The following is an 11,985-nucleotide window of genomic DNA, read 5'->3' on the forward strand; positions in this document are numbered from 1 at the left end:
GACTACCGAATATTGAAATTGAACCAAGTAATAGTTGGATGGGTAAACTACTTCAGAGTGGCAAACATGAAAAAAACGACGGAACGAATAGACACAAAGCTTCGCTCTAGAATTAGGGTCATCATATGGAAACAATGGAAAGTAGCGAAGAAACAAATTAAATCGCTTATTCAACTAGGAATTCCGGAGGAAGAAGCGAAAGGATTAACCTACTGTCGAAAAGGTTACCGATTCATAGGAGTATCCAAAGTCGTCCAAAGAGCAATCTCAAACAAAAGACTAAAGCAGAGGGGAGTCCCCTCTGCTTTAGAACATTATCTAAAAGTACACACTGTGATATAAATTGAAACGCCGTATACGCGAACCGTACGTACGGTGTTGTGAGAGGGGCGAAAATAAACTTATTTTCCCCCTACTCGATTATTCATCTATCGAGCGCAGTTTAGTTGAAGAAGGATTATTGATTCTAGCTGCCGAATAGTTTAAATTAACCGATCCAGCTCCAGATGCGGTGCAAAGGGTCATCTTAGCCACAAAATGACTAAGGTAAAAAAATAGTTGAAATGAAAGAAGTGAAGGTTTTGATTAAATATAAATGCCTCCATCATGTAAGTCTTACTGTGACAGATTTGGAAAGAGCAAAAGAATTCTATGGTAAAACTTTATGTTTAAAAGAAATACAGCGTCCTAATTTTGATTTTCCAGGTGCCTGGTATGAAATAGAGGGACATCAACTTCACTTGATAGTCGATCCCTCTTCACAGACAATTCGTAAGGATAAAAGTTTATCCAGCAGAGAAGGTCACTTTGCCCTTAGAGTAGAGAACCACTATGACACTCTTAAATGGTTAAAACAGAATAAAGTTGAAATACTTGAAAAACCATATGGAAAAAGTGGATTTGCACAAATTTTTTGTGCCGACCCAGATGGTAATTTGATTGAACTAAATGTTAATCAAAAAGATCTATAAGTAGGCAAAGATAAAGGCTGCCATTACTGGCTCTTTTCTTATTGAAGTAACGGGGCAGATTAGTTGAAGAAGGGTAAAGACATGATGTCTAATATACAGTACCTACGTTCAGGGTTAAGAGTAAGATGCGAACAAGGTGTTAATTCAAGAGTAAGACAAGCCTGTTTGAATTTTGCTATTTGGTTACGAATAAATAAGAAATTTCCAATAAGGTGTGTTGTGTACATTAAGAAAGATTATCAAATTAAAACTTTAGATACTAAAGAGATGGTAAGTGCGACGTTTTTTGCTCCTTACGATAAGGATGTGGAGCCATACATTAGAGTTGCAACAGGGGATTATGAAGAATTAGTATCTGAACGAGGAGAAGAGGATGCTGTCTTGGCTATTTTAAATAGCATGGCTCACGAAATTATTCATTATCAACAATGGATTGAGGATAGAGATTTTGATGAAGATGAGGCGGAAAACACAAGTACAATATTGGTAGTTAATTATTATGATTGGACAGAGTGGAATTTCAAATTTCATTATTCAACAAATGGGTGATTTACTTCATTAATGGAGGTTGCTGCGGCAACCTTTTTCTTACTTTAAAAGGGGAAATCCTATTGGAAAATTCAATCATTGGTGGTGAGATTCTCATTGAAAAATATCCAAAAGATGTATGAGCATTTAAATTGGGCTAATCAACGTATTCTTGAAACATTGCAAAGTATTGAAGATAAAAATCAAGAGGTGAGCCGTTTGTTTTCCCATATCCTACTTGCAGAAAAAGTATGGATGACTAGATTACGAGGATTGGACAGTTCACGACTGCCCATCTGGTCAGAGGTCGATATAGAAGTCTGTGCAGAGCTTGTTATGCAAAATAAAGAGAGTTTAACAATGTTTCTTACTAATTTATCAAATACTGACCTGGATAAATTAATATCCTACACAAATAGTAAAGGAAAAGAGTTTAAGAATTCTGTACGGGATATTTTAACTCATGTAGCATTGCATGGTCATTATCATCGAGGACAGATTAACTCACGACTTCGAGCAGATGGTTTTGAACCAGTTAATATTGACTTTATTACATTTGTGAGATAGATGTATTCGGGGTAGCCTTGTTCAATACTAGTTTATGATATGCGACTATATTCCACTAACAGGTGCGACTCATTAGATGAGATTCTTCATGTTGCTGAACAGAGAATGTTTGACGTAAAAATCAGGACGGAAATTTCCACTGCACGCCAGTCATCTAATGGAATGTGAGTATAATAGAAATTTACCTTTCAACTAGCTGTTACATTTAAGATTAATAATTTCTAATATTTTCTGCTGGTGAAGTAGTGCTGTCGTATGACCATTGCTGTGCAAACAGGAGGCTTTATTTTTGTTGAAGTAACAGGTGCTTTACTTCAATAAGGAAGGTTACTGAGGCAATCTTTTTCTTAAGGCACTAACGGGGCAGTTTAGTTCATTAAGACATTCATTTATAAATCTTAATTTGGATATAATTGAATAAAAATAAATGTTATTTGGAGCATAAAATGTTTAAGAAAATTAAAGCGTGGACAAGGAATTTGAAGAAACAAGTTTTTATACTTTACTTTGCTTATAAAGATAATAGAGTATCCTGGTATGCAAAGTTATTTGCTACCTGTGTAGTAGCTTATGCATTCAGTCCAATTGACTTAATACCTGACTTTATACCGATTCTTGGCTATATAGACGATGTAATTATCGTTCCATTAGGTATAATGCTTGCATTAAAGATGATACCAGATAGTGTACTAACCGATTGTGAAGAAAAGGCAGAAGAGTTGATGAAAAAAGGTAAACCTAAGAATTGGATATTCGGCTCAATAATAATATTAGTTTGGGGTTTAATTTTATTATGGGTATTATTACAATTTATAATTTAATGAACTAACAGGCGCGTTAGCTGAAGATCGGAACTGTCTTTAAGGCAGCTTTTTCTTTATTTAACTATCGGGGCAGGATAGTGGAAGAAGAGATCAAATTTATTTTTATTTTTAGGAGGAGTTAAGCAATGAGGGCACCTTATCAAGTTTTAATATTTCCTTATATTATCACTGACAACGCTATTCAATATGCCATTTTTAACAGAAGTGATTATGGATATTGGCAGGGATTAGCTGGTGGTGGGGAAGATGGTGAGACTCCTATCGAATCAGCAAAACGAGAAGCATTTGGACGTTTATGTAATAAAAGAATTTTCTTTTGGTGTTAAAGTACCTATAAAAGATATTTCATTATCAAAAGAACACCTCAATTACAAATGGTTATGTTTTGAAGAGGCAGTAGCACTTTTGAAATGGGATAGTAATAAAACTGCATTATGGGAATTAAACAAAAGGATATTAAATATTAAAAAACATATTACTCCAAGTGAAAGTTTGTAAAAGAAAGTACTTAAACTAACGGGCGCGTTAGCGCCATAAGAAGGCCGCCAATTGGCGGCCTTTTATAAGTGAAATTCTTAGACTTCAACTTTCAAATTCAAGTAAAAAGTATCCTTCTTTAATTAATCTATCAGGTAAATTAATGAAAAGATTACAAAAATAAGTATATTAATAAATTAGAGTTTTTATTATGTTATAATAAGCCAGGAAAAAAATAGGTAAATGGCATTGAACAGGCAGGAAGGGAAATGCAAAGGGAACAAAATCGCCAGCAGCAGAAAATAAGAGGCAAGAATAATGCAAAAAGTTGTCAACATGTATGGGAAATGGATAGGTAACTTCTTACAGACGAATTTGGTAGCCTTTAAGGCAAGATGTAGCCTTAAAGGCTACTGGTTTTTATATCTGGGGATATGCTCAACGCTTGGGGGAGTTTGAAAAAGTCAAAAGGATTGTTATTAGTTTATATCTGTTACTGGTATTAATGGTATACCTTAAAATACTTTTGGTGAAATAATATTTAAATGAGGCTATGTTACTACCAAAATTTAATCACTGAACAAATAAAAAGAAAAACATTTTTAGTATAATGAAGTAAAATTATAACATAAGAAAATATTTACAAGGGGAAAAAATGAAAAATTCAAAGTTGGATTACAACCTAATTACACTTTTACTTTTGCTATTTATAACTAGTTGTATAGCTATATATACTGCTCAAGAATTTGGTCAATACGAAGGGAATTTTTTATTTAGACAAGTATCTTGGTATTTTATAGGTTTCGGTATGATTTTAGGAGTTATGTATTTAGATTCTGAACAAATATTTCGCTTGAATTGGTTTATTTACTCGCTTAGTTTATTTCTATTGATTGCATTAATTTTGTCACCTGAGTCAATAGCACGAGAAATAAATGGTGCCAAAAGTTGGTTTCAAATTCCTGGGATTGGGTCTATACAGCCAGCTGAATTTACTAAAATATCTTTAATAATTTGTTTAAGTTACTTAATACAAAAACATCATAATAAATATGTAGACAAAACTTTGAAAACAGATTTTATTCTATTAATTAAGATGGGGGCCGCAACACTTCTTCCTATACTTTTAATTATGAAACAACCAGATTTAGGAACATCTTTAGTATTAATGTGTATTTTTATAGGGATATTATTTGTTTCAGGAATATCATGGAGAATAATTGGTGTTATTTTTATTATTTGCGTATTAATTGCCAGTGGAATTTTTTACTTAGTTTTTCTTAACCCTGAACTTCTTCAATTAATGGGAATAAAAACATTTCAATTAGGAAGGATTTATGCTTGGATTGACCCAGAGTCTTATCAATCAGGAGAAGGATATAACCTAACCAAAGCCTTACTTGCAATAGGATCAGGTGCATTTTATGGTTATAGAGGAGACGGTGTATACGTTCCTGAAGCACATACAGATTTTATATTTAGCGTTATTGCTTCTAAATTTGGTTTCTTAGGATCTAGTATTTTAATAACAATTTATTTTCTCCTTATTTCGAGCATGGTGAAGTTAGCCATAGATGTCAAAAATAGTTTTGAATCTTACCTATGTGCAGGTGCGGTTTCTATGATTTTTTTCCATATTTTTGAGAATGTTGGAATGAATATAGGTTTACTGCCTATAACAGGGATACCTTTACCTTTTATAAGCTACGGAGGCAGCTCATTAATGGGCAATATGTTAGCAATGGGCTTAATCTTTTCAATAAGCTATCGAAAAAGAGCATATATGTTTGACTAAGGTGGCTAAGTATTCCAGGATTAATTCAATTTTCTCTTTTCGTAATATTAGGTTTGTTTTTACTAAGAAAACTAGTGCAATTTATTAGACGGTAAAACCCGTCTTTTTTTTATGTCACAGTATGTGTCAACTCAACAATAAGTCTTATGCAACTAACAGGATTAGTTGAAGAGTGCTGTTGGATCTTTATTCAACAATTGGGCCATTTTGTTGAATTATTAAAGTTCTAATATTTTACTGTGGTAAATAAGTTAAATAGGCCGTGAATATACTGTGGATATGTTAAGACTTTAATTAGGATAGGAGTGAATAAGCAATTATGAAACAAAGGATGCGCGTTCTTATTTCTGGTGCGAGCATTGCCGGTCCGGCACTTGCTTACTGGCTTCACCGCCACGGATTCGACGTGACTGTAATAGAACGTGCACCAGCATTGCGCACGGGTGGGTACGGGGTTGATATCCGTGGTGCAGCCATTACGGTGCTTGAGGGGATGGGTATACTCGATCAAGTTCGTGCAGCTGACACGAACATGACTGGTGTTTACTTCGTGAATAGCAAAGGCAAGATCGAAGGTCAAATAAGCGAAGCGAGTATGGGGAACCATCAAGGTCTGGACATCGAAATCATGCGTGACGATCTTTGTCACATTTTGTACGATTTAACTAAGGATACGGTCGAATACATTTGGGGCGATTCGATTACCGCAATACATGAGACTGAAGCTGGTGCAGAAGTTCAATTTATGTATTGCAAGCCGCAGACTTTCGATCTGGTAATCGGAGCGGACGGTCTCCATTCTAATGTGCGCACCTTGACTTTTGGCGACGAAGCACAGTTTAAACGTACGCTTGGCTGTTATATCTCAATTTTCACCCTTGAGAATTACCTCAACCTCGACCACCGCCAGCTGTTTTATACGATACCAGGCAAAACTGTAGGTATGTATAGCGCCCGTAACAATACCGAAGCAAGGGGGATGTTCTTGTTCCAATCAGAGGCATTGAAATACGACCGCTATGATACAGAAGCTCAAAAGAAACTTGTAGAAAATGCCTTCGTAGGCCATACGGGCTGGGAAACCTCGAATCTACTCAAAACCATGAAAGATGCGACAGACTTTTATTTTGACGAGATTTGCCAGATTCATATGCCGACATGGTCAAAAGGTCGGGTTACATTGTTAGGCGATGCGGCGTATGGCCCATCACCCCTATCGGGTCAAGGGTCTAGCCTGGCGCTTGTCGGAGCTTTTGTATTAGCTGGTGAACTCAAAGCTGCAGATTGCGATTTCACCCGTGCCTTTGTTGCCTACGAACAAAAAATGAGAAAGTTTGTTGAGAAAAATCAAAAAATAGGACTAATGGCTGCCGGGAGTATGATTGAAAAATCAAACTTCAAAATCTTTCTACGCAATTTAATGTTTCGCGTACCCATCCTTATGGTTGTATCGTTTAAGATGATTTCGAAAATGATAGCGAAAGCTGCCAACGGGATTGAACTGAAAGATTATTGATATGTGATATTTTATTTTTTATTTCTTTGATATTTTTTGTGATTAAAAGTGGAAAAAGCTATAAGCATAATTGAAATACTACTATTCTTGTTAAACTAACGGGTGCTTTACTTCAATAAGGGAGTTGCTTCGGCAGCTCTTTATGGAACTAAAGGGGCAGTATAGTTCTATAAGAAAAAGATGAATAAGTTACGATTTTTCCATAAAATTGAAACTAAACCAAACTAATTACGTCATTAATATTAATCCTAAATTTGAAAGGAGTAATAATGAAAATACACTATTTTGTTGTTTTAGTTTTATCCCTGGTTTTATTGTTAGGGTGTTCTTCGAAGCAAAACAATGACAATGTTGCGAAAGCAGAGGTACAAGATGTCCTAAAGGAACAAAGTATTAAACCAAATTCTAGTTCTGAAATTATTTCATCTAACAACAATTCAAAACAAACACCAACATTCAAAATACATGAAAAAGTAAAAGATGTAATAATGGTATATGAAATAAGGGGGGGGAATCGAAAATTTGGTTTTTTCGATAAACCTTTGATAATGGATAAAGAAATTAAGTTGGAATGGCTTTTTTGGACAATTGATGACAAGCTTCCTTTAGGTGAGTTAGAGCTAAAAGCCGTTCAAGATGAAAGTGGAAAGAGTATAACAGCAAAAGGAGAGATAGTTAAGAAAGAGACACCTATAAAAGAAATGCCTAAAGATTATACCCCAAAGCCAGTTAGTATTAATAAAAGTATAGAAGAAGATATAAAAATTAATTTTAAATTCCCTGTATCTATAGCATCCACTTCAATTAAATTCAGCGAATCTGGTATTTGGAAATTGCAACTATTTTTAAATGATGAATCTATAGGAAATATGAACGTTTATGTAACTAAAAAAAAGGAACCAAATATATATTATCTTGACAATTGAGGGTGATATCTTTGCATCAATTAAAGGGGGCATTACTTCTTTAGGGGGCTGGAAACAGCTCCTTTTCTTATAGAACTATCGGGGCTGGTTAGTTCAACAAGGAATGAGTTATCAATACATAAGTTCTGATATTTTGAGATAATCAAAAGATATCAAGACTTTGAAGGTAAAGGGGTAAAAGATGAAGAAATATATTTCAATAAACATAATATTGTTTATTGTATTTTTGGCAGGAACCATAATTACGATATTTATAATATATAAGGATATTGATACTTCGCTTTCTCTTAAAGTTATCATAGGATATGTAATCTATCTTCTTCTATATGGTTTGTTCTCCATCTTTCTAGTTATTGCGAATACAAGGAAGTTAAATTGGATTCAAATAAGAAAAAGGCTTTTTACGTTTATTACTTGGTTTATTTCTTTAAGTGCTACATACTATCTTATGTATTATTTTTTAAAAAGTTCGGAAATGGATGTTTGGGATTTAAGTATCCCTTTTGGTGTATCATTTGGATTGGCTTTTTCTGATTTAATGTCTTGGAAAAAGAAAGACTAAAGCATTGATGTTTTTGCTAAAGAATTCTTTACTGAATAAGTATTAATGCCTTTTTGTTTTTTTACTAACGGGCGGGTTAGCTGAAGATCAGAGCTATCTTTAAGGCAGCAGTTTCTTTATTGAACTAACGAGGCAGGATAGTTCAATAAGAGGGGAATATTGAAAATTTCCCTAAAATAGTGAAAGATAGATGAGGGATTTGTTATGAAAATTAGTCAAACCAGGAATTTCAATTTGGTCGCTAAATTAAATAAATATGTGCACGATTTACATTCAAATTTATATCCTAAATACTTTAAGGGAAAATGTGAAGGAAGTTTTCAAAAGTCTGGTTAATAACGAAAGTTTCATTTTCCTTTTGTTAGAAGATAACGAAGAAGCTCTTGGCTATGCTTGGATAGAGATAAGAGAATATATACACGAGATTAGCATAGTAGAAACAAAGAGGAATAAGGGGTATGGTTCAAGTCTTATGGAATGTATATATGAAATTGCGAACGATCGAGGAATAGATTAAATAGAATTAGATTATTGGTTGGAGAACAGTGTTGCAAAGGACTTTTATAAAAAGCAAAATTTTATAAAGTGAACTAACAGGTGCTTTACTTCAATAGCAGGGTTGCTTAGAAACCAAGAAAGAAGATGTATTGTTTCTTAATTTGAAAAAAATATATATGAAGAACCTGGATAAACCATTGAATAGTACACTTGTTTCATTAGTAAATGATTGGCACATAAGAACATATTTATCTTAATATATACAAGGGGGAGTATTTATGCTAATTGTAACGACAGAACAGATTGAGGGGTATAAAATTAAAGAAATAAAAGGGGCTTGTTTTGGTCTGGTTGTAAGAAGTCGTGGTTTTGCTGGACAAGTTACTGCGGCGTTTAGGTCTCTTGTAGGCGGAGAAATTCATGAATATACAGAAATGCTTGAGGATGCAAGAAAACAAGCAATAGACCGATTAACACAGAACGCTCATGCAATGGGGGCTAATGCAATAGTCATGTTTCGATTTGATTCAGGTGAAATTGGACAAAACATGAGTGAAATTGTAGCATACGGAACAGCAGTTGTAATTGAAAAGGTTGAGTAAATATGAAATGGATTTGGTATTATTTTTTATTTCAAATTTGTTTATTACTTCTCTTTTGGATTTTTTCCAAACGTAAAGATAGGCGTTATAAAGCAAATAATGATAACCTTTCAAAAGATTTTGAGCCCACGCAAGAAGTATTTATTGACCCAATTTCAAAGGTTTTAATAAGAGTCTATGTTAATCGCAAAAACGGTGAACGTAGATATATTGAAGAAAAAGGTGAAGAATAGAAGGCTGCGCTTGTTCAACAAACAGGTGCTTTACTTCAATAAGGAAGGTTGCTGAGGCAGCCTTTTTCTTATGGCACTAACGGGGCAGTTTAGTTTAACAATAAATGGACTGTTTCGGCAGTCCTTTTTCAGTTGTTGTTATAACTAAAGATAGGCTGTGGGATAAGTGGATGATAATCCTTTTAACCAATTTGCATCAATTTGGGGAATTTAATGGGAAAAGCACCATATAAAACAATGAAAGGAGGAAGGTATAAAATGCAGATAATGAACGAATATTTCCGTGCGAATGCGAGTATGGTTTACATTATGACCAATAATGAAGTAATGAATCAAATCATTTCCTTTTACAGGGACATGAATGGAATGCTTACCTTTGTGGATTCCTACCCAACTTATGGTAGAGGTACTGGTACAAAGGAAGTCTCCACTGCAACGGCAAACGATGGTGTTGATCCCCTTGCGTCACAAGGAGCCCTAACTTTGTCCCGTGATGGACGTTTCCTTCTTGCAGTGAACGCAGGCAGCCATAGTATCAGCAGTTTTATCATTACTGACAGCGGTGCACCCGTTCTCGTGGATGTGAAGCCATCAGGAGGTACTCAGCCCAATACCGTAGATGTGTTTGGTAATCTTGTCTATGTTGCCAATGTAGGGAATGTGGCTAACAATTTCGCCTCCAATATCACTGGTTTTCGCATAGATAATAACGGACGCCTTACTCCTATTCCTGGATCCACCCATTCTCTCAGTACTTTCAATGCTCAGCCCGCTCAGGTTCTCTTCACTCGTGATGGTAGTAAAATCCTTGTATCCGAGCTTACTTCAAACCATCTCAGTGTATTCCATGTAAATCAAAATGGTACGGTTACAGAACCAATCGTTAATGATTCTTATGGTCAAGGACCATTGGGTGCTTATTTTCTATCCTCTGGAATCCTCTTAGTTACTGAAGCAGATTCAAATGCCCTGTCATCCTATTCAATGAGTACCGACGGGATCCTTCATGTGATCAGTGGCTCTGTACCAACTGGATATAAAACCGCATGCTGGGTTGTAACAACGAGGAATGAACGTTTTGCATATATTACCAATACCTTAAGCGGCACCATCTCCACCTACCTAATCGATCGCAATGGAGCACTTTCAGTTGTAAGGCATATTACCAGTACACCGCCAGGTACAGCTCCAGGACTGCCCATGGATGTTGGAGTGAGTAAAGATGGACGGCATTTTTACACTCTTAACGGAAATCAGGGCACAGTCTCCGTATTTACTATTCAAGATGATGGAAGTCTGGTTAGATTGCAGGTTGCTGCTTGGACCAACTTTCCATATTTAGGATCACAAGGGTTGGCTGTTCTTTGATTCTATTTGGTCCATCACATTTGATGGAGTAGAAAGTTTCTCTTAGTGTATGGGTCATCTTCAACTAACGGGGGCTTGAGTTCAAGAGGGTGAGTTGCTGCAGCGACTCCTGTTTTCTTCCTTTCTATTAAAAAACATTCGCAAAAGTCAATCAAAAACGACGAACGTTCATAAATGTTTTTATAGACACATACCTTGGTTTTAAAAAAGGGGGAATAAAAAGAACTCTCCCTTTCTATTTTTTGCATCTTCAATTTATCCCGAGCGATTATCGATATGCATGCCATTTAGAAACATCCGCTAACATTCCCGTACCGCCAACAACTAATACATGTCCCATTTTCACCAGCATCCCTTCCATTGAAAATCTATCACTTTACCTTCGTAAAGTAAAAAGTCTTCTTCAACTAACAAGTGCTACTCTTCATTATGAAGGGGAGCCATTCGAAGAGCAAAGGGTAGGATAAGTCCAAAATGTATATGCCATTTTTTTGAAGGTAGTCTGAAACTTTATTTCATTTTATCCGTATATTTTATTATCATAACAAGGAGGAATATCTATTGTACGATGTTGGTGGAAGCGGAGATTGGCTTTTCACAGTTGCTCCGATATTTATAGGAATTATTTTCGTTATCATTTTTATAGTAATAATAGTTAATTTATTCAGTGGTCTTAGCCAATGGAAGAAAAATGAGGAATCTCCTCGCTTATCGGTTCCTGCAATTGTAAAAATTAAACGAACGAATGTCACAAGGAATAGTCATCTTCACGAACATAATAACACTGTCCACTCGCATGGCTCATCTACGACTTATTTTACTACATTTGAATTTGAGAGTGGCGATCGATCAGAATTTCGTATTTCAGGCAAGGAGTTTGGTGTTCTTGCAGAAGGAGATATCGGCACTTTAACCTTTCAAGGAACAAGATATATTGATTTTACTAGGAAAAATTAGACTGACTGATAATGGATAACGCTTACGCTTTAAGGTAATAAAATTACATAATTTTATTTCCATTTAACATAGAACACAACTGAAATAATTGGCTTTGTTCAGTATCTGTTAGTACTGCCAAGATGAAAATATAGGATTTAATAGATAAGCTATTTTAATTA

At 35.1% G+C, this 11,985-nt stretch carries 14 protein-coding genes and 1 pseudogene; all 15 read left to right on the forward strand.

The window, feature by feature from the left end; all coding sequences use genetic code 11:
- On the forward strand, nucleotides 1-342 hold a 342-nt coding region (locus AKG34_RS02055; protein ID WP_330219136.1), incomplete at its 5' end, for a group II intron maturase-specific domain-containing protein.
- 239 nt (nucleotides 343-581) lie between these two features.
- Nucleotides 582-971 (forward strand): VOC family protein, encoded by a 390-nt coding sequence (locus tag AKG34_RS02060; protein ID WP_053347947.1) that lies wholly within the window; start codon nucleotides 582-584, stop codon nucleotides 969-971.
- A 63-nt stretch (nucleotides 972-1,034) separates the two neighbouring features.
- Nucleotides 1,035-1,520: a hypothetical protein gene (locus AKG34_RS02065; RefSeq protein WP_236694851.1), complete on the forward strand. Its 486-nt coding sequence runs from the start codon at nucleotides 1,035-1,037 to the stop codon at nucleotides 1,518-1,520.
- Between the two features lie 96 nt (nucleotides 1,521-1,616).
- A complete protein-coding gene (locus AKG34_RS02070) occupies nucleotides 1,617-2,066 on the forward strand; it encodes a DinB family protein (RefSeq protein WP_053344560.1) in 450 nt (149 codons plus the stop codon).
- Nucleotides 2,067-2,512: 446 nt separating this feature from the next.
- Nucleotides 2,513-2,887, forward strand: a complete 375-nt coding sequence (locus AKG34_RS02075; RefSeq protein WP_053344561.1) for a YkvA family protein — start codon at nucleotides 2,513-2,515, stop codon at nucleotides 2,885-2,887.
- 128 nt (nucleotides 2,888-3,015) lie between these two features.
- Nucleotides 3,016-3,388 (forward strand): annotated as a pseudogene (locus AKG34_RS02080) (NUDIX hydrolase).
- Nucleotides 3,389-4,022: 634 nt separating this feature from the next.
- Nucleotides 4,023-5,162, forward strand: a complete 1,140-nt coding sequence (locus tag AKG34_RS02085; protein WP_053344562.1) for an FtsW/RodA/SpoVE family cell cycle protein — start codon at nucleotides 4,023-4,025, stop codon at nucleotides 5,160-5,162.
- 319 nt (nucleotides 5,163-5,481) lie between these two features.
- Entirely contained in the window at nucleotides 5,482-6,678 is a 1,197-nt protein-coding gene (locus AKG34_RS02090; RefSeq protein ID WP_053344563.1) for an FAD-dependent monooxygenase, read from the forward strand.
- A 269-nt stretch (nucleotides 6,679-6,947) separates the two neighbouring features.
- Nucleotides 6,948-7,604, forward strand: coding sequence for a DUF4871 domain-containing protein (locus AKG34_RS02095; RefSeq protein ID WP_053344564.1), 657 nt, complete (start codon nucleotides 6,948-6,950; stop codon nucleotides 7,602-7,604).
- A 181-nt stretch (nucleotides 7,605-7,785) separates the two neighbouring features.
- On the forward strand, nucleotides 7,786-8,166 hold the full coding sequence (locus AKG34_RS02100; protein ID WP_053344565.1) for a hypothetical protein: 381 nt from the start codon (nucleotides 7,786-7,788) through the stop codon (nucleotides 8,164-8,166).
- Between the two features lie 256 nt (nucleotides 8,167-8,422).
- The gene (locus tag AKG34_RS02105; protein ID WP_236694852.1) at nucleotides 8,423-8,683 is read left to right on the forward strand and encodes a GNAT family N-acetyltransferase; all 261 of its coding nucleotides are present in this window, start codon (nucleotides 8,423-8,425) and stop codon (nucleotides 8,681-8,683) included.
- A 259-nt stretch (nucleotides 8,684-8,942) separates the two neighbouring features.
- Nucleotides 8,943-9,266, forward strand: a complete 324-nt coding sequence (locus AKG34_RS02110; protein ID WP_053344566.1) for a heavy metal-binding domain-containing protein — start codon at nucleotides 8,943-8,945, stop codon at nucleotides 9,264-9,266.
- 2 nt (nucleotides 9,267-9,268) lie between these two features.
- Entirely contained in the window at nucleotides 9,269-9,499 is a 231-nt protein-coding gene (locus AKG34_RS02115) for a hypothetical protein (RefSeq protein ID WP_053344567.1), read from the forward strand.
- 258 nt (nucleotides 9,500-9,757) lie between these two features.
- Complete coding sequence (locus AKG34_RS02120) at nucleotides 9,758-10,867, forward strand: lactonase family protein (RefSeq protein WP_053347948.1); 1,110 nt, start codon at nucleotides 9,758-9,760, stop codon at nucleotides 10,865-10,867.
- Between the two features lie 561 nt (nucleotides 10,868-11,428).
- A complete protein-coding gene (locus AKG34_RS02130; protein ID WP_053344569.1) occupies nucleotides 11,429-11,824 on the forward strand; it encodes a DUF2500 domain-containing protein in 396 nt (131 codons plus the stop codon).
- Nucleotides 11,825-11,985 lie beyond the last annotated feature (161 nt).

This window comes from Peribacillus butanolivorans, from assembly GCF_001273755.1.
Taxonomy (GTDB): domain Bacteria; phylum Bacillota; class Bacilli; order Bacillales; family DSM-1321; genus Peribacillus; species Peribacillus butanolivorans.